This is a genomic window from Endobacter medicaginis (genome assembly GCF_014192375.1).
In the GTDB taxonomy this organism is placed as follows: Bacteria; Pseudomonadota; Alphaproteobacteria; order Acetobacterales; family Acetobacteraceae; genus Endobacter; species Endobacter medicaginis.
Genome location: NZ_JACHXV010000019.1, coordinates 1 through 16,472, shown reverse-complemented (window position 1 = coordinate 16,472; position 16,472 = coordinate 1). Strand labels below are relative to the sequence as shown.

Annotated in this window: 17 protein-coding genes and 1 tRNA gene; 5 read left to right on the top strand and 13 right to left on the bottom strand. The window is 68.3% G+C overall.

Annotated features, from left to right (window positions below; genetic code table 11):
• Positions 1 to 780, top strand: coding sequence for an ABC transporter ATP-binding protein (locus tag FHR90_RS14845; RefSeq protein ID WP_183275484.1), 780 nt, complete (start codon positions 1 to 3; stop codon positions 778 to 780).
• On the opposite strand, the gene FHR90_RS14840 is transcribed toward FHR90_RS14845, so the two are convergent.
• Positions 741 to 1,871 carry an endo-1,4-beta-xylanase gene (locus FHR90_RS14840; RefSeq protein WP_176622971.1) on the bottom strand — a complete coding sequence of 377 codons (1,131 nt, stop codon included), beginning with the start codon at positions 1,869 to 1,871 and terminating at the stop codon, positions 741 to 743. The genes FHR90_RS14845 and FHR90_RS14840 overlap by 40 nt on opposite strands.
• Positions 1,872 to 2,035: 164 nt before the next feature.
• Here FHR90_RS14840 and FHR90_RS14835 point away from each other — a divergent pair, with 164 nt between their 5' ends.
• The gene (locus FHR90_RS14835) at positions 2,036 to 4,192 is read left to right on the top strand and encodes a putative bifunctional diguanylate cyclase/phosphodiesterase (RefSeq protein ID WP_183275483.1); all 2,157 of its coding nucleotides are present in this window, start codon (positions 2,036 to 2,038) and stop codon (positions 4,190 to 4,192) included.
• Here the strand turns inward: FHR90_RS14835 and FHR90_RS14830 are convergent.
• The 10 genes from FHR90_RS14830 to FHR90_RS14785 all read right to left on the bottom strand — a co-directional run bounded on the left by FHR90_RS14830 (position 4,187) and on the right by FHR90_RS14785 (position 13,326).
• Positions 4,187 to 4,261 (bottom strand) — tRNA-Lys (locus tag FHR90_RS14830). The two genes, FHR90_RS14835 and FHR90_RS14830, sit on opposite strands and share 6 nt — an antisense overlap.
• Before the next feature lie 43 nt (positions 4,262 to 4,304).
• A complete protein-coding gene (locus FHR90_RS14825; RefSeq protein WP_176622975.1) occupies positions 4,305 to 4,793 on the bottom strand; it encodes a peptidylprolyl isomerase in 489 nt (162 codons plus the stop codon).
• A gap of 40 nt (positions 4,794 to 4,833) precedes the next feature.
• A complete protein-coding gene (coaD, locus tag FHR90_RS14820) occupies positions 4,834 to 5,346 on the bottom strand; it encodes a pantetheine-phosphate adenylyltransferase (protein ID WP_176622978.1) in 513 nt (170 codons plus the stop codon).
• On the bottom strand, positions 5,324 to 8,077 hold the full coding sequence (gene gyrA, locus FHR90_RS14815; RefSeq protein ID WP_176622984.1) for a DNA gyrase subunit A: 2,754 nt from the start codon (positions 8,075 to 8,077) through the stop codon (positions 5,324 to 5,326). The genes coaD and gyrA overlap by 23 nt, the downstream gene beginning before the upstream one ends.
• A 152-nt stretch (positions 8,078 to 8,229) precedes the next feature.
• Complete coding sequence (locus FHR90_RS14810; RefSeq protein ID WP_176622980.1) at positions 8,230 to 8,817, bottom strand: SAM-dependent methyltransferase; 588 nt, start codon at positions 8,815 to 8,817, stop codon at positions 8,230 to 8,232.
• Positions 8,814 to 9,569: a PIG-L deacetylase family protein gene (locus FHR90_RS14805; RefSeq protein WP_183275482.1), complete on the bottom strand. Its 756-nt coding sequence runs from the start codon at positions 9,567 to 9,569 to the stop codon at positions 8,814 to 8,816. Before FHR90_RS14805 ends, FHR90_RS14810 begins: the two co-directional genes overlap by 4 nt.
• Positions 9,563 to 10,663: an acyl-CoA dehydrogenase family protein gene (locus tag FHR90_RS14800; protein ID WP_183275481.1), complete on the bottom strand. Its 1,101-nt coding sequence runs from the start codon at positions 10,661 to 10,663 to the stop codon at positions 9,563 to 9,565. The genes FHR90_RS14805 and FHR90_RS14800 overlap by 7 nt, the downstream gene beginning before the upstream one ends.
• Positions 10,664 to 10,667: 4 nt before the next feature.
• Positions 10,668 to 11,777: a glycosyltransferase gene (locus FHR90_RS14795; RefSeq protein ID WP_183275480.1), complete on the bottom strand. Its 1,110-nt coding sequence runs from the start codon at positions 11,775 to 11,777 to the stop codon at positions 10,668 to 10,670.
• A 130-nt stretch (positions 11,778 to 11,907) separates the two neighbouring features.
• Positions 11,908 to 12,423 (bottom strand): YciE/YciF ferroxidase family protein, encoded by a 516-nt coding sequence (locus FHR90_RS14790; RefSeq protein ID WP_176624802.1) that lies wholly within the window; start codon positions 12,421 to 12,423, stop codon positions 11,908 to 11,910.
• Between the two features lie 45 nt (positions 12,424 to 12,468).
• Positions 12,469 to 13,326 carry a manganese catalase family protein gene (locus FHR90_RS14785; protein ID WP_176624800.1) on the bottom strand — a complete coding sequence of 286 codons (858 nt, stop codon included), beginning with the start codon at positions 13,324 to 13,326 and terminating at the stop codon, positions 12,469 to 12,471.
• 73 nt (positions 13,327 to 13,399) lie between these two features.
• Here FHR90_RS14785 and FHR90_RS14780 point away from each other — a divergent pair, with 73 nt between their 5' ends.
• The gene (locus FHR90_RS14780) at positions 13,400 to 13,711 is read left to right on the top strand and encodes a metal-sensitive transcriptional regulator (RefSeq protein ID WP_176624798.1); all 312 of its coding nucleotides are present in this window, start codon (positions 13,400 to 13,402) and stop codon (positions 13,709 to 13,711) included.
• 23 nt (positions 13,712 to 13,734) lie between these two features.
• On the opposite strand, the gene FHR90_RS14775 is transcribed toward FHR90_RS14780, so the two are convergent.
• Positions 13,735 to 14,646 (bottom strand): LysR family transcriptional regulator, encoded by a 912-nt coding sequence (locus FHR90_RS14775; RefSeq protein ID WP_183275479.1) that lies wholly within the window; start codon positions 14,644 to 14,646, stop codon positions 13,735 to 13,737.
• 103 nt (positions 14,647 to 14,749) lie between these two features.
• On the opposite strand from FHR90_RS14775, the gene FHR90_RS14770 reads away from it, so the two are divergent.
• Positions 14,750 to 15,613 (top strand): NmrA family NAD(P)-binding protein, encoded by an 864-nt coding sequence (locus FHR90_RS14770; RefSeq protein WP_183275478.1) that lies wholly within the window; start codon positions 14,750 to 14,752, stop codon positions 15,611 to 15,613.
• 173 nt (positions 15,614 to 15,786) lie between these two features.
• A complete protein-coding gene (locus FHR90_RS14765) occupies positions 15,787 to 16,179 on the top strand; it encodes a VOC family protein (RefSeq protein ID WP_176626604.1) in 393 nt (130 codons plus the stop codon).
• A 123-nt stretch (positions 16,180 to 16,302) separates the two neighbouring features.
• Here FHR90_RS14765 and FHR90_RS14760 read toward each other — a convergent pair.
• Positions 16,303 to 16,472 (bottom strand): transposase (locus FHR90_RS14760; RefSeq protein WP_183275394.1); only part of this gene is annotated, 170 nt, incomplete at its 5' end.

Genomic DNA, 16,472 nt, shown 5'->3' with positions numbered 1-16,472 from the left:
ATGACCGCGTCCAACGGACCGCTGATCGACGTGGACCGGCTGCATGTCAGCTTCCCGCTCTATCACGGCAGCGCACGGTCGCTCCGCCGCACGATGGCCGATGGCGTCAGCGGCCGGCTGGGGCTCGATCCGCGCCGCCGGGTGGTGGTGGAGGCGCTGCGTGACGTCAGCTTCCGCCTGCGCGCCGGCGACCGGCTCGGGCTGGTCGGCGGCAACGGCGCGGGCAAGACCACGCTGCTGCGCGCGCTGGCCGGCATCTACGAGCCGGTGGACGGCACGGTGCACGTCCGCGGGCGGCTCGATGCGCTGCTGGACGCCAATTCCGGCATGTCGACCGGCATGACCGGACGCGAGAACATCAACCTGCGCTGCCTGCATGCCGGACTGACCCCGCGACAGAGCCGTGCGGTGCAGGACGACGTGCAGGATTTTGCCGACCTGGGCAGTTTCATCGACATGCCGGTGCGCACCTACAGTGCGGGGATGAGCGTGCGGCTCGGCTTCGCGCTGACCACCGCGATCAATCCGCAGGTTCTGCTGATGGACGAATGGTTCATGGCCGGCGACAGCGCCTTCCTGCACAAGGCGCAGAAACGGCTGGAGGCGATGGTCCAGGCAGCCGATATCCTGGTGCTGTCCACCCACCAGCTCACGATCATCGAATCCTGGTGCTCGGAGGTGATCTGGCTCGACCAGGGCCGCATCCGCATGCACGGCGCCCCGCAGGAGGTTCTCGCCGCCTATCGTGGCGAGGCGCCGGTGGTGACCGAGCCCGCCTGAAGGTGGACTGCCGGCGGAGCGGCCGCCAGGGCCGCCGCCACCGCCCGGCTGGCGGGCTTGATCTCGCCCTCAGGACCGAACACCAGAGCCCGGCGTGCGGGCGGGCCGTCCGGCGGGGTCGCACCGGTGTAGTGGCGGTTGTCCCACACCCCCCAGGACGTCACCGCCTCGATCGCGCCGGTCCCCAGCACCAGATCGAGATAGCGACGGTAAACACCCGCCACCTCACGGTCGATTTCGTCATCCGACCCGTCGAGACGGCTGTCATCGACATCGAGCTCGGTGATCAGCACCCTCAACCCGAGGCCAGCGAGTTCGCCAATGAAGCGCGCGAGCCCGGGCCCGAAGCGATCGGCGCCCCCGGCGCGCAGATGCGACTGCAGCCCGACGCCGCCGACCGGAACCCCACGCGCCAGCATGCCGCGCAGCAGCGACAGCATCGCCTCCCGCCGCGCCGGACCGCCGCCATCGTCATTTTCGAGCCCGTAATCGTTGATGCACAGCAACGCCTTTGGATCGGCCCGGCGTGCCGCGGCGAAGGCGAGATCGATGTAGCCTGGCCCCAGAGACCGGTACCAGAACGTGTCGCGAAGACCGCCCGGCAAACCGTCGGTCGGCTGGATCGGTTCGTTGACCACGTCCCAAGAGTGCATCCGGCCGGCATAACGGCCGGCGACGGTGGCAATATGCGCCTCCAGCACGGCACGCACGGCGGCAGGACCGGTGATGCGCTCGACCCAGTCCGGCAGCGCACGATGCCAGCAGAAATTATGTCCGCGCAGGCGCAGCCCGTGCCCTGCCGCAAAATCGGCCACCTGGTCGAGGCGGCCGAAGTCGTAACGATCCGGCTGCGGATGCAGCGATTCCCATTTGCAGGCGTTCTCGGGAACGAGAATATCGGCCTGACGAACCACGAACGCGGCGTAGTCGGCATCCGAAAGCAGTCGTCCGGCACGAATGGCGAAGCCGAACAGCAGGCCGCGCGCCTCGGCAAGCCTGCCCAGTGCGGGCGATGGACCGATACCCTGCCCGCGGGCCGGAACCACCGCCCACGATATCGCTCCGGCAAGACGCCGGCGGGTCAGCCTCATGCTCCCTGTCGCTCCAAACATGTTGCTGAAAACCTTACTGGCGCGCGCTTTTCGCCCGGCTGCCACGCCGGACACCCCAGCCAGCAGCCGTCTTTCCTGTTATGAGGCTGAACTCCCGCCGCGCAATCGCATCTCTCATGTCTGCCCCAGTATAAGACCGATTCATGCTGCCAGGTGACGCTTCCGCCTACCGGGTCCGCGATCCGGACGATCCTGCTTCGATGATTCCGACCGCCGAGCCGGATCTCGAGCGCATTACGCGCCTGGCAGCCCGGCTGTTCGACGTGCCCATCGCCACGTTCTCGGTCCGGCGTGACGACCATGTGATCATGCGATCAAAGGTCGGTATCGATCTGTGCGAGGCCCCCCTTGAGACGACATTCTGCCGGCATACGACGGAGGCGGGCGGAATTCTGATCGTGCCGGACGCCACGACGGATGCCCGCTTCCGCACCAACCCGTTCGTGCTTGGACCACCCCATATCTGTTTTTACGCCGGGGTCACAGTCCGGTCCGCCAATGGCCGCGTCCATGGCGTGGTGTCGCTGATCGACACGCGGATTCGCGAAGGACTGACCGAGGCCGAGCGCGAACAGCTCTCCGACATCGGCGAGCTGTTCGCCAAGCGGCTCGAATTAGATCGGCTTGGAGCCCAGCTCGAGGTCAGCCTGGACCGGTTTGCCACGGTCGCCGCAACGATCCAGGACGCGATCGTCTGCTTCGACAACCGCGGTATGCTGACGGAGTGGAACGAGGCGGCCGAACGACTGTTCGGCTACGGCACGGCGGAAATCCTCGGCCAGCCCCTCTCCCGCCTCATTCATCCCGACTCCCAGGCTCTGTATGAGGCCCGTCTGACAGCCCTGCTGCAGGACAACGGGCTGCTCCGGACCAATCGTGTCGCGGAGTTCGGCGCGATCAGAAAGGACGGCACATCGTTCATCGCCGAGGTCTCGACATCGACCTGGCGTCAGGGCGGGCACATCAGCATCATCCGTGACACCACGGAGCGGCGTCGCAACGAGCAGCGGCTGTTTCAGCTGGCGTCGCTCGACCCGCTCACGGGCCTGCCGAACAGAGGCTCGCTCCTACGCGAACTGGCGTCGGGGCTTCACCAGCGGCGTCCATTGACGCTGCTGATGCTCGATCTCGACGGCTTCAACGAGGTCAATGAGGCATTCGGCCACTCGGCCGGCGACAGGACCCTGCTGATGGTCGCCGACAGGCTGCTCCGGACCTGCCCGCAGGCCAGACAGATCGCCCGCCTGGGCGGCGACGAGTTCGTCGTCCTGCTCGATGGTGATGACGAGCGGCAGGCGCGTGCCGTGGCCCTGGACGTGATCGAAGTGGTCTCGCAGCCCTTCGATATCGCCGCCCAGAGCATGGCGATCGGCACGTCGATCGGAATCGCGCTGGCGCCGCATCACGGAGAGCGGGCCGAGGACATCATGAACGCGGCCGACCTCGCCCTTCGCCGGACCAAGACACGCGGCAAGGGCAGTTGCGAGATCTTCACGCCGCTGCTCCGCCAGATCTCCACCAGCCGCCGCGCCTTCGATCGCGAACTGCAGGCCGCCTTCGATTGCGGTCAATTCAAGGTCTTCTACCAGCCCCAGTTCCGCATCGACGGCCATGCCCTGGCCGGTGCGGAAGCGCTGATCCGCTGGCGCCACCCCGAACGCGGCCTGCTGACCCCGGCTCATTTCATCGAGGCCCTGTCGCACAGATCCGCTGCACCCGAGATCGGCGACTGGATCCTGCGCAGCGCCTGTCGGGCGGCCGCGATATGGCGCAGATCCAGCACCGACTTCCGCATCGGCGTCAATCTGTTCGAGGCACAGCTCCGTTCCCCGCACTTCGTCAGTACGATAGACGGCATCCTGCGTGACTGCCGCCTGCCGCCTGAGGCTCTGGAGCTGGAGATCGTCGAGAATATCGTGCTGTGCCATGACGCGCAGATCAGACACGGGCTGGGCGAGCTGCGCGATCTCGGCGTCGGCCTGGCTTTCGACGATTATGGCACCGGCTTCGCCTCTCTCAGCCTGCTCAAGGGCCTTCCGGTCACGCGCCTGAAGATCGACCGCTCCTTTGTCCAAGACATCGACACCGACCACGAAAATCGTGCCCTCGTCAGTGCGATCCTCTACCTCGCGGAAAGCTTCAGGATGGACGTCATTGCCGAGGGGGTCGAAACCGCAGCCCAGCTCGAGACCTTGCGCGAACTCGGCTGCTCTCAGATCCAGGGATACCTGATGGGTCGCCCGGTGACGCAAGAAGCCTTTGGCCTCCGGTTTCTCGACGGACCGAAACAGGATTGGTGAGCCGGGTGGGGGTCGAACCCACGGCCATTCGATTAAAAGTCGAATGCTCTACCACTGAGCTACCGGCTCGATCGCGGCGGGTTTACCGGCCGCCGCCAGCCCGGTCAATCAGTCAGGCCGCCTCGGGCCTGAAGCTGAGGATGCGGTCAGGGTCGCTGACCATGCCGTTGCCGCCCGCGCCGCGCTTGATCGCATCGATATGCTCCATGCCGGAAATCACCTCGCCGGCGATGGTATACTGCCCGTCGAGGCTCGGAGCGGGCTCGAACATGATGAAGAACTGGCTGTTGGCGCTGTGCGGGTTCATCGTGCGCGCCATGCCCAGCGTGCCGCGCTCGAACTTCGCCGCCCGGGTGAACTCGGCCGGCAGGTCCGGCAGCTTCGACCCGCCCGTGCCGGTGCCGGTCGGATCGCCGCCCTGGGCCATGAAGCCCTCGATCACGCGGTGGAACGGCACGTTGTCATAGAAACCCTCGCTGGCCAGCGTGCGCAGCCGCTCGGCGGCCTTGGGCGCGAGGTCGGGGCGCAGACGGATCCGCACCTCGCCGCCCTTGAGCGTCATGACCAGAATCTCGCCGGCTTCGGCCTGTGTATCCGACATCAATTCGACCCTCTGGATGTTTGAAAACGGCGCCGCCGCCCTACAGACGGGCGAGAACGCGTTGCAGTGTGTGCGGCGAGACGAAGGAGGCGATGTCGCCGCCGAGGCGGGCGACCTCCTTGACCAGCCGCGAGGAAATGAACTGGTGGCGCTCGGTGGCCATCAGGAACACCGTCTCGATGTTCGGATCGAGGCGATGGTTCATGCCGAACATCTGCACCTCATAATCGAAATCGGCGACCACGCGCAGGCCGCGGATGATCAGCCCCGCGCCGTTCTCGCGCGCGCAGTCCACCAGCAGATTGGCGAACCCGATCACCTCGATCGGGGTGCCTGTGGCGGCGGTGATCTCGGCGGCCTCGTGGCGGACGCAGTCGATGCGCTCGTCGAGGCCGAGCACCGGCTCCTTGCCGATGTTCTGCGCCACCGCCACCACCAGCCGATCAACCAGACGGGCGGCGCGGCGGATGATGTCGCGATGGCCATTGGTGATCGGGTCGAACGTGCCGGGATAGAGGCCGACCTTGGGCTCACTCACCACCGGGCTCCCCATCCGAGGTATCCGGGGTGTCGGGGGTGATGTCCTCGGCGGTCTCGTCGCTGCCGTCATCGGCAACCGCGAAGACGGAGGTGACGTGCTCGCCCCCCGACAGTCGCAGCAGCCGCACGCCCATCGACGGGCGCGCCGTCAGCCGCACCTCGTCGGCGCGCAGGCGGATCAACCGGCCGTTGTCGGTGACCAGCATCACGTCCTCGCCGGGCAGTACCGGCAGGGTGGCGACGATCTCGGTGCCGTTCTTGGCCGCCACCAGCGCCATGTTGGTGATGCCCTGCCCGCCACGGCCCGATGCGCGGTATTCATAGGCGGAGGAACGCTTGCCGAAGCCGGCATTGGTAACGGTGAGCAGGCGTTCCTCGTTGTCCTCGAGGAAGGCGAAGCGCGCATCGCTGAGAGTGCCGATCTCGCCGCCGATCTCGTCCTCTGCCTCCTCGGCGATCTCGACCACCGCATCGGCGTCGGTGTCGGCATTCTCGGCGCGGCGGCGGGCATTGGCGGCGCGCAGATAGGCAGTGCGTTCCTCCGGGGTCGCTTCGACGGTGCCCAGCACGCAGAGACTGTTGACGCTATCGTCCTTGCCCAGCCGGATGCCGCGCACGCCGGAGCTGTCGCGCCCGGCGAAGACGCGCAGGATGTCGTCGGTGATGCGGAAACGGATGCAGCGGCCCTTCCGGGTCGCGAGCAGCACGTCCTGGCCCTCGCGACAGGTGGCCACCCCGATCAGCCGGTCGCCCTCGTCGAGCTTCATCGCGATCAGGCCGGAGGCGCGGACGTTGCGGAAGTCGGACAGGCGGTTGCGGCGCACATTGCCGGCGGCAGTGGCGAAAACGAGGTGCAGGTTCTCCCACAGGCTCTCGTCCTGCGGCAGCGGCAGCACGGCGGTGATCGAGTCGGAACCGAGATCGGGCAGCAGGTTGACCAGTGCCCTTCCCTTCGCCGTCGGGCTGGCTTCCGGCAGGCGCCAGACCTTCTCGCGATAGGCCTTGCCGCCGGAGGAGAAGAATAGCACCCATTGATGGGTGTGGGCGTTGAAGCTGCGGGTGACGATGTCGTCGCCGCGGCGTCCGGCGGCGGTGCGTCCGCGACCGCCGCGGTTCTGGGCGCGGAAGGTGTCGAGCGCGGTGCGCTTGATGAAGCCGTCGCGGGTGATGGTGACGACCATCTGGCCCGGCTCGACGAAGTCCTCGTCGTCCTGATCGGCGGCGTAGTCGACGATCTCGGTCATGCGCGGGGTGGCGATCTCGGCGCGCACCGCGATCAGCTCGTCGCGGATCACCTCCAGCCGGCGCGGACGCGAGGCGATGATCTCCAGCAGTTCGGTGATGCGCGCGCCCACCTCGCCGACCTCGGCCTGGATCTTCTCCTGCTCCAGGCCGGTCAGGCGCTGGAGACGCAGGTCGAGAATGCCGCGGGCCTGGGTCTCGGTGAGACGCACGCGGCCGTCGATGACGGGGTTGTCGTGCGCGTCGATCAGCTCCAGCAGGGCGGCGACGTCGCCGGCCGGCCAGTCGCGGGCCATCAGGCGCTCACGGGCGGTGGCCCCGTCCGGGCTGGAGCGGATCAGCGCGATGACCTCGTCGATATTGGCCACCGCGATGGCGAGGCCGACCAGCAGATGGCCGCGCTCGCGGGCCTTGCCCAGTTCGAAGCGCGAGCGGCGGAACACCACGTCCTCGCGGAAGGCGAGGAAGCTCTCCAGCGCGTCCTTCAGCCCCAGCAGGCGCGGCTGGCCACCGTCCAGCGCCAGCATGTTGACGCCGAAACTGGTCTGCAGCTGGGTGAAGCGGTACAGGTGGTTGAGCACCACCTCGGGGGTGGCGTCGCGCTTGATCTCGATCACCAGGCGCATGCCGGAGCGGTCGCTCTCGTCGCGGATGTCGGAGATGCCCTCGATCTGCTTGGCGCGGACCAGCTCGGCGATGCGCTCCTGCAGCGTCGCCTTGTTGACCTGGTAGGGCAGTTCGGTGACCACGATGGCGAGGCGGTCGCGGCGGAGGTCCTCGATGGTGGCCCGCGCGCGGATCAGGATCGAGCCGCGGCCGGTGGCGAAGCCGGAGCGGATCCCCGAGCGCCCGAGGATCAGGCCGCCGGTGGGGAAATCGGGGCCGGGGACGATCTCCATCAGACCTTCGAGGCTCAGATCAGGATCGGCGATCAGGGCCAGGGCGGCGTCGATGATCTCGCCGGGATTGTGCGGCGGGATGTTGGTGGCCATGCCGACCGCGATGCCGGCGGCTCCGTTGATCAGCAGGTTGGGGAAGGCCGCCGGCAGGACGGTGGGCTCGTCCTCGCTCTCGTCATAGTTGGGCTGGAAGTCGACGGTGTCGCGGTCGATGTCCTCGAGCAGCAGCATCGAGGCCTTGGACAGCCGGGCCTCGGTGTAACGCATCGCGGCCGGCGCATCGCCGTCGACGGAGCCGAAATTGCCCTGGCCGTCGATCAGCCGCAGCCGCATCGACCAGGACTGCGCCATGCGCACCATAGCGTCGTAGATCGAACTGTCGCCGTGCGGGTGATACTTACCCATCACGTCGCCGACCATGCGGGCGGACTTGCGATAGGGCTTGTCGGGGGTGAAGCCGCTCTCGTGCATGCCGTAGAGGATGCGGCGATGCACCGGCTTGAGCCCGTCGCGGGCATCGGGCAGCGCGCGGGAGACGATTACCGACATTGCATAGGCGAGGTAGGAGGACTGCATCTCCTCCTCGATCGTCACCGGCAGCATGTCGGAAGGCTGGTCCGGAAGGTCGCTCTCGGTCACGTCGGTCCTGTTGTTTTGGTCATTCGGGCGGGTAGCCGCCGCGGTGCCGATGTCTAGCACAGGCAATGCGCCGGTGCGAAACGCCCCTCCCCGCCTTCGCGGCGCGGCGTCGTGAATCAGCGCTGTGGCGGCACTTCCAGCAGGTCGAGCCGGTAGAGCGGGCGCCGCTGGCAGGCCACCGACCGGCAGCGCCGGGCGAGCTGATCGACGCACAGTTCGGCCGCCCGCTCGCCGCTGGTGGGCGTATCCGTCGCGCCGGTCCAGTTCGCCAGCAGCACCAGCCCGCCCGGCCGCAGCGCAGCACCGATCCGGGCGGCGAGTTCGCTGATATCGTCCTCGGAGAGGAAGTAAAGTATCTCCGCGGCGACAATGAGATCATGGTCTCCGGGCGGGAACCCGGCCGGCAGATGTCGGCGCAGCAGCCGGACCTGCGGCAGGTCACGGCACCGCAGACGAGCCTGTTCGAGGGCCCGCTCGGCGACGTCGAGCGCCGTCAGCGAGTCGCACCGTTGCGCAAGCTGGCTGGTGAACACCCCGATCGAGCAGCCCAGTTCGAGCGCGCTCGCGAAACGACGGCCGGAGGGAAGCAGCGCCAGCGTCTCGGCGTATTTGTCGCGCTCATAGGCCGAGGTCTCGAATTTCCACGGGTCGGGGTCGCGCGCATAGAGACGCTCGAACACGCCCGGCTCCCAGCTGTCGCTCACGGTACCGGCTCGATCAGGATCTCGACATCCCGTCCGCAGGCGTCGAGCAGTTCGTCGGGCAGGGTGAAGCCCGACACGGCATCGACGATGACGCCGCCGAGCTGGGTGGCATGCGCCGCGATCGCCTGCCGCTTGCGCGGCAGCACGGAGGTGATGTCGATCGAGATGCCCCGCGGCGGCGCGGACAGCGGCTCGCGCAGAGGTGCATCGGCCTGCAGCAGCCAGCCCCACACCGGGTAGGACCACAGACGCAGACCGAGGCGGCTGGCGACCTCGCGTGCGATCAGCTGGCAGGCCATGTGATCGCAATGCGGGTCCTCGATCCACGGGGCGACGATGCTCTCGCAGCCATCGCGGACCGCCCGGTCCGCGATCAGGCCCACGGCGGTGTCGAATCCCGGCCCCGCGGACGGAACCGAGGCATCGGGCAGACCGAGAAAGATCGTCCGTCCGGGGGCGTGACCCAGACGGTCGAGCGCGCGGGTCGCCTCCGCGCGGCGCTGCGTCGCCAGCCGGTCGCGCGGCCATTCCACGGACCCGGTATGGGAGGCGTCGCCATCGGTCAGCAGGGCGAGCGTGCACATGCGCCCGGCCCTGGCCGCGAGCGCGATCAGACCGCCACAGCCGAGGCTCTCATCGTCCGGATGCGGCGCCAGCACCAGGATCCCACCGCCGGCGGGCGCGATATCGGCAAGCCCGCCGCGCGGGAAGGCTTCGAAGGCCGCGTGCGCCTGTCCCGCCCGGGTCAGCATCGTGCCGACGCCTGCGCATGATCGGCAAACCACAGCGCCGCCTCATGCAGCGTCTCGTCCGGGGCAGGCTGACGCAGATAGGTCGCCAGATCGCGCAGCAGACGCTCGATGCGTGCACCCTCCGCGAACGCGGCCAGTCCGATGCCGCGCTGGACCAGCACGATCGCTTCGAGACAGGCCTGCTCGACCGCGATCCGGGCGAGATTGACCGTGGCCACGACCTCGCCTGCATCGCTCCCGTCGGCGGCGTCGGCGGCGCGCGCCGACCACAGGCGCGCGGTGTCGCGGGCGATCAGCAGTCGGCCGATGCGGGCGGCCTGATGCGGCGCGCGGTGACGGTCGCGGGCGATCAGCGCGGCGATGGTCTCGCCGACCAACGCGTCCAGCGCGCCGCTGGCGATCGCCGACCCGCGCCAGGCGCCAGCGGAGAATTCGGGCTGGCGGAGATAGTCTCCGGCCTCGCCGAGCGGCGCGTTGGCCTCGATGCCGTCAAGGCTCACATCCGCGGTGGCAGCGCCGCGCACGCCGGTCATGCGACGCGGCCGCCGGGCGGGCACGCCCGCGACATTCACGACGAACATCCTGGTCAGACCACTCTCGTCCACGGCGGTGACCAGCGCATGGCCGACCTGCCCGGCGCCGGAACAGAACGCCTTGCCGCCGGAAAGCCGGCCATCGCGAACCGCCAGCGGGTGTTCCCCATCCGTGACCCAGATGGCATGCAGCTCCCCTTGGGCGGCAGCCTGCGCCGCCGCTTCGATCCGGTCCGCCGCGCCATATCGGCAGATCAGACGCAGGGCATTCACATGGCCCTCGGTGAGCCTGGCCAGTGCGACCGACGCCTCGCCCAGCAGGCGCATGAACGCCCATGCCGGGGCGCCCTGCCGATCGGCACCGAGATCGAGCCCGCCATGATCTGGCGGAAGGGCAGCCTCGAGCGCGCCGATGCCGCGCAGCCGATCAAGGGCCTTGCCCGCAAAGCCGTCCTCGCGGTCGGCATCGCCGGCCAGGTCGGGGATCAGCCGGCGAAGCCTATCGAGGAACGCCGCCTGATGCGCGTCGCATTCCCGCGGTGCCCCGAGGCGGGATGGCATGCCGTCAGACATCAAACATGGCCGGGTCGGTGCGATCGACAGGGCGGGCGGTCACCAGCCAGTTGCGGGCGCGAGCGAGTTCGCGGTCAAGCTCCACGACGCTGACCCGCCGGCGCGCCAGCACAGGGCTTGCCGCTTCCAGCGCCGCCCATGCCGAGCCGAAATAACGGCCTTCGAGCACCTCGGCGACGTGGCAAGCCGACAGCGAAAGGCAACCGGCAAGCGCGTGTATCGCCAGATCGTCGATCCCTGTCCGATCAGCATGGACGAGCCGCGCGCGACGACGCAGTCGCGCCCGCCGCATCACACCATCGACGGGCTCGAGCCGGTCATCGAGAAAGAGGTCGGGTTCGGCCAGGCGCCGCGCAATGGTCTCGGCCATACCGCCCGGGGCGCGTCCGACCGTCCGCCCGGAGACGTGGGCATGGACCTGTGGCGCGTGCCTGATCCGCGCATCGATGCGCCGCGCGGCGTCGACGAGCGCGCGATCCTCGCCACTGGCAACGTCGGGCACGCCGCCACAGGCCAGGAACGTCGCGCCTCGAAGTGCCAGGCTGGCGCCGGAACATTGCGTATGACGGGGCCACGGGTCGACCGGATCGGGGTCGAGGCGATCGACGATGCGGTCGCACAGATCGTCATACTCGCATTCGCGCGCGTCGGCTTCGTGCAGACTCATCGGGATCCGGGCCCAGTCGGCCGGGTCGAGTTCCACCCAACCCGCGACCACATCGATCTCGCGCGACAGGAGCTCGAGATTGGCCGGCAGCCAGTCGGGATCGACACGCCCGTCGGCGTCTGTCGTGAGCACGAACCCGTCCGGACCGGCGATCGCTGCGGCGATGCGCATCGCCTCGGCGCGCGCATGGCCCGCATTTGCGTAAGGTGGCGCGAAGGTGCGCTCCACGACGACCACCCGGCTGCCATGACCGCTCATGGCAGCCGCCCGTGCTGCTGTGTCATCGGCGGTGTTGTTGACCAGAACAACGATCACGTCAGGCGGCCGTATCGCCTCACGCGTCAGCGCAGCGAGACAGGCCTCGATGCAGCCGGCCTCGTTGCAGGCGGGAATGGCGACAACGGACGGTGTCCCGGAGGCAAACCCTCGTGTCATCTCCATCACGTCCACCCGACATCGCCAGCGGCCGGCAGCCGCCCGAACGTCGCAGCGCCCTCGTCACGTGTGCGATGAAAGAGGAACCGGCCCCGCCAGCACATCGGGCGAATCGGCGGGGCCGACCTCATCACGCGTCGGCTGCTTCGTGCTTGGCGGCCAGACGGGCAAGACGTTCGCCCTGCTTCGAGGAAACCTCGTCACCCCGGTAGATGTCGGCGACGATCGCCTTGAGCTGCTTCGCGTCGTCCTTCAGGCCGAGCGCCGACGCGTAGGCCGCAGCAGTGCCGAACCCGGTGACACCATAATGCGACATCCGCTGGAACTGGGCGATCAGCACGAGATCGAGCAGTTCCTCATCCTCGGGGGCTTCCTTCGTGCCGTGTTTGAGCGCCTCTCTCACCAGGCCTTCCATCCCCTTGCAGTGCTCCGGCTCGACCTCGCCGCCGGAGGCCTCGATCAGCCCCTTGATGGTGGCGGTGTGCGTCTCGATGCCGCCGGTGGCGCCGTCGAACAATTCCTTGAGCTTCTTGTCATGGATCTTCGGCGACAAGGTCCTGATGGCCTTCGTCATCTGGTCATTGGCGGACCAGAGATCCTTGAGTTCGTCGAGATAGACTTCCTTGAGGCTGTCGGGTGCGGACATTTTCCAACTCCTTGCGATATGAAGTCGTGTGATGGGCGAACGGATTCAGGCGATCTGTTGTTTCTCCGCGCCGCTCTGCGGTGGAGCCGGACCGAGCGACGGCTCTTCTCCCAGCGGCCTGTTCTGAAAGACGCTGAAGGTGCCGTTGCCATCGATCGACTTTCCGTGCGTCCAACGACCCGCCTCCGGCGGCGTTCCATCGGCGGCACTGCCAAAAAACTTGTAGGAATACTCGGTATTCTCGAGTGACTGGTCGAAGCTGTTCGGGATCGGCAGCGTCGCCTTTTCGCCGCCCAGTTCCTCGATCACCGCCAGCCACTGCTGCTGGTGCATCGTGTCACGGGCGATCATGAACGACAGCATGTCCTTCATGCCCTGGTCGTGGGCCGCATTGTAGAGGCGCACGGCCAGCACGCGGCCGGTGCTTTCCGCCGCGACATTGCAGTACATATCTGCTGCGAGATTGCCGCTGGCGTAGATGTGCGACATGTCGAACGGCACGCCCTCGGCATTGGCCGGAAATGCCGCCATGCCGGTCGACAGGATATGGCGCTGCAGCATGCCTTCCATCGTCGCGCGCGCATTGCCGCCGCCCATGATGGTGCCGACGACACTGTCCTTCGCCGCCGTCTCCTGCGCGGTGGCCGGTGCACCTTCGAGGTTCAGCGCCACCGCAGTGGCCAGCATCTCGATGTGACCGAGCTCCTCCGTCGCCGTATGCAGCAGCATGTCACGGTACTTCGTCGTCGTGCCGCGCGAGCCCCACGCCTGGAAGAAATACTGCATGCAGACGCGGATCTCGCCCTCGATCCCGCCGATCGCCTGCTGGAGCTGACGGGCGAAGAACGGGTCCGGCGTTTCGACCTTGACCGGAAATTGCAGGCGTTTGTCGACGTAATACATGTTGGCCTCGTATGGGGTGGTGTGAGGCCAACACCGCGACGGGACGGAAGTTACTCCCGGGGAGTATCACGTTATGAAGAGGCAGCTCGATCGCGACGGCCGCGTCCTGCTGGAGCGCACCCCGGACGAGCGCGCGCCGATCCTGCGCCGGCTGCGTCTCGCGGAGGGCCAGATCCGGGGCCTGATCGAGATGGTGGAAGCCGATCGCTATTGCGGCGACGAGTTGCAGCAGCTGGCTGCGGTCCGTGCGGCCTTGCGCGAGGTATCGGTGGTGCTGGCCACGCAGCACATGGAAGCGGCCGCGCTGCACGCGCTTGAAAGCGGCGAGCGCGAGCCCGTCCTCAAGGACATGATGACCGTGCTCCGACGCGCCCTGGGGCAGTGAACGGGTTGCCGGAGCGCCTGGGCTCAGACGGCGGGCCGGAGGCCCGAGCAGATGTCGATGCAGAAAGCCAGGAAGGCCTCGACCGCGGCGGGCGGCAGGCGGCGGGAGGGGCGGACGGCGAGAAGCGGAAAGGTCTCGCCGGGCCAGTCAGGAAACAGCTCGACCAGGGCGCCGTCGGCGAGCAGGTGCTCGGTGCCGAGGGCGAGAAGCTGCGCGACCCCCGCCCCAGCCAGACAGGCTTCGGTCATCGCGGCCGGATCGGTGAAGACGTAGAGCCCGTCGACCCGGACTGGGCGGATTTCAGTGCCGCGGTGGAACTCCCAGTCGAAGGCGCGGCCGCGCTGCGGGTCGATGTAGTGCAGGCATGGGTGGCGGGTGAGGTCGTCGGGAGTAGCCGGGCGGCCGTGGCGGGCGAGGTAGCTTGGGGCGGCGACGGTCAGCACACGGGTGTCGAGCAGGTGCCGCGAGGACATCGACGAAGCGGGTTGCGGGCCGAAGCGGATGGCGAGGTCGAGGCCGGCGGTGGTCAGGTCGCCCGTCTCGCCGGGAAGCAGGTCGAGGCGCAGCCCGGGGTGGCGGAATGCGAGGCGCGGTAGGTTCGGCGCGAGCAGGTGGCGCAGGACGATCGGGTTGATGGCGACGCGCAGGGTGCCGCTGATGGTGGCGGCGGTGTCGGTGGCGGCGGAGGCGGCGTCGGCGAGGCCGGCGAGGTGGGGGCGGGCGGCGGTGTGGAGGCGGTCGCCAGCGTCGGTGAGGTGCAGGGCGCGGGTGGTGCGTTCGAGCAGTCGGGCGCCGATACGGGATTCGAGCCGTGCGATGGCGCGCGAGGCGCCCGACGGGGTCAGGCCGACGGCGGCACCGCCGCGGGTGAGGCTGCCGTGTTCGGCGACGGCGACCAGGACACCGATATCGGACAGCAGGGCGAGGTCGCGCATCCGGCTTTGACTTTTGGCAAGAGTGATGTGAGCCGGCTCAGTCTAATTCAAAGACACGGTTGGCCCTATCTCCGTCTGCGTCGATCAGGACGGAGTTCATCGAATGTATGCGATCACGGGAATCACTGGGCAGGTCGGCGGGCAGGTGGCCGAGGCGCTGCTGGCGGCGGGCGAACCGGTGCGGGCGGTGGTGCGCAGTGCGGCGCGGGGCGCACCCTGGGCGGAGCGAGGCTGCGAGGTAGCGGTGGTGGCCGACGCGACGGATGCGGGCGCGCTGGGCGCGGCGCTGGCGGGCGTGCGGGGCGCGTTCCTGATGAACCCGCCGAACTATGATCCGGAGCCGGGATTTGCCGACACGCGGCGTGTGGTGGCGGCGTTCGCGCAGGCGATCGCGGTGGGGCGGCCGGGCCGCGTGATCGCGCTGTCGAGCGTCGGGGCGCAGGTGGCTCGGTTCAACCTGCTCAACAATGCCGGGCTGCTGGAGGCGGGGCTGGCGGGGGCGGGCGTGCCGGTGGCGATGCTGCGGCCGGCCTGGTTCATCGAGAATGTGCAGTGGGATGTGATGGCGGCACGGGCGGGTCGGATCGAGAGTTATCTCGCACCGCTGGGGCGGGGAATCGAGATGGTGAGCGTGCGCGATATCGGGCGGGTGGCGGCAGGGCTGCTGCGGGAGGAGTGGCGCGGGTGCCGGGTGGTGGAGCTGCGCGGGCCGGAGCCGGTCAGTCCGCAGGTGCTGGCGAGCGCGTTCGGGCGCGCCCTCGACCGGCCGGTTGCGGTGACGGCGGTGCCGCGCGGCGACTGGGAGGCGCGGTTCCGCGCGCAGGGGATGCAGCATCCGCAAGCGCGGATGGCCATGCTGGACGGGTTCAACGAGGGGTGGATCGGGTTCGAGGGCGCGCCGGCGGGTTGCGTCATGGGGGTCGTGGGGGTGGAGACGGTGGTCGCCGATCTGCTGGCGCGGGGGTGAGGCCGCACGAGATGCGACATCGCTCCCCTGCCCCGTCGCGCGCAACAGGACTCTCCGTTGAAGCCCGGCGGACCGAACGGTAACGTTGCGGGGGAGGAACGGAGGGGCTGGATGCGGTGTCGATGCGTCGGAGATGGCGAGCGCTTGCCGCGTTGGCGATCGGACTTGCGCCGATGACGGGCGAAGCGGAACCCGTCGGGCGGATCACCGGGATTGGCGGGGTGTTCTTCACCAGCCCCGATCCGAAGGCGCTAACCGCCTGGTATCGCGACGTTCTGGGCCTCAAGGTGGAGGCCTGGGGCGGGGTGATGCTGCGGGCCGATGCGCCGGGGCATCCGCCGGTGGTGACGGTGAACGTGTTCGAGACCGGTGCGGGGTATCTGGCGCCGTCGAAGCGGGAGTTCATGCTGAATTTCGCGGTGGACGATCTCGGGACGTTCGTCGCGCGGCTGAAGGCGAAGGGGGTGGCAGTGCTCAAGGAGGAGGATGGCGGCGCGTACGGGAAATTCGCGTGGATCGTCGATCCGGATGGCACGAAGATCGAGCTGTGGGAGCCGAAACGCTGACAGGCGGCCTCGGGCCAGCGAGGTCGGCGCATTCCCGCCCAGGAGGTGTGGTTTTCGGGCGGCGGACGTCCTAGGTGCCGGTCCGGTACATCAGCGGGAGAGTTTCTCCTGAGCTAGAGGGTGTTATGCACCTGCCATGATTGCGGCGGCGTTTTTCATCATGAAGCATGCGAATGCGACGACATGCAGTCCGGCCAGCGTCGTTGCATATCGCTCGTAGTCCTTGACGAGGCGCCGGCATCGGGTTGCCCAGGCGAACGAGCGCTCTACGACCCAGCGACGCGGCAGCAGGA

What these genes read in the sequence shown, in the direction of transcription:
- FHR90_RS14835 (WP_183275483.1), top strand. Translation starts at nt 2,036, where the DNA reads ATGCTGCCAGGTGACGCTTCCGCCTACCGGGTCCGCGATCCGGACGAT.
- FHR90_RS14765 (WP_176626604.1), top strand. Translation starts at nt 15,787, where the DNA reads ATGACGGGCGAAGCGGAACCCGTCGGGCGGATCACCGGGATTGGCGGG.
- FHR90_RS14785 (WP_176624800.1), bottom strand. Translation starts at nt 13,326, where the DNA reads ATGTATTACGTCGACAAACGCCTGCAATTTCCGGTCAAGGTCGAAACG.
- FHR90_RS14780 (WP_176624798.1), top strand. Translation starts at nt 13,400, where the DNA reads ATGAAGAGGCAGCTCGATCGCGACGGCCGCGTCCTGCTGGAGCGCACC.
- FHR90_RS14790 (WP_176624802.1), bottom strand. Translation starts at nt 12,423, where the DNA reads ATGTCCGCACCCGACAGCCTCAAGGAAGTCTATCTCGACGAACTCAAG.
- FHR90_RS14825 (WP_176622975.1), bottom strand. Translation starts at nt 4,793, where the DNA reads ATGTCGGATACACAGGCCGAAGCCGGCGAGATTCTGGTCATGACGCTC.
- FHR90_RS14800 (WP_183275481.1), bottom strand. Translation starts at nt 10,663, where the DNA reads ATGCCATCCCGCCTCGGGGCACCGCGGGAATGCGACGCGCATCAGGCG.
- FHR90_RS14795 (WP_183275480.1), bottom strand. Translation starts at nt 11,777, where the DNA reads ATGACACGAGGGTTTGCCTCCGGGACACCGTCCGTTGTCGCCATTCCC.
- FHR90_RS14845 (WP_183275484.1), top strand. Translation starts at nt 1, where the DNA reads ATGACCGCGTCCAACGGACCGCTGATCGACGTGGACCGGCTGCATGTC.
- FHR90_RS14840 (WP_176622971.1), bottom strand. Translation starts at nt 1,871, where the DNA reads ATGAGGCTGACCCGCCGGCGTCTTGCCGGAGCGATATCGTGGGCGGTG.
- FHR90_RS14770 (WP_183275478.1), top strand. Translation starts at nt 14,750, where the DNA reads ATGTATGCGATCACGGGAATCACTGGGCAGGTCGGCGGGCAGGTGGCC.
- gyrA (WP_176622984.1), bottom strand. Translation starts at nt 8,077, where the DNA reads ATGCTGCCGGTGACGATCGAGGAGGAGATGCAGTCCTCCTACCTCGCC.
- FHR90_RS14775 (WP_183275479.1), bottom strand. Translation starts at nt 14,646, where the DNA reads ATGCGCGACCTCGCCCTGCTGTCCGATATCGGTGTCCTGGTCGCCGTC.
- coaD (WP_176622978.1), bottom strand. Translation starts at nt 5,346, where the DNA reads ATGGGGAGCCCGGTGGTGAGTGAGCCCAAGGTCGGCCTCTATCCCGGC.
- FHR90_RS14805 (WP_183275482.1), bottom strand. Translation starts at nt 9,569, where the DNA reads ATGCTGACCCGGGCGGGACAGGCGCACGCGGCCTTCGAAGCCTTCCCG.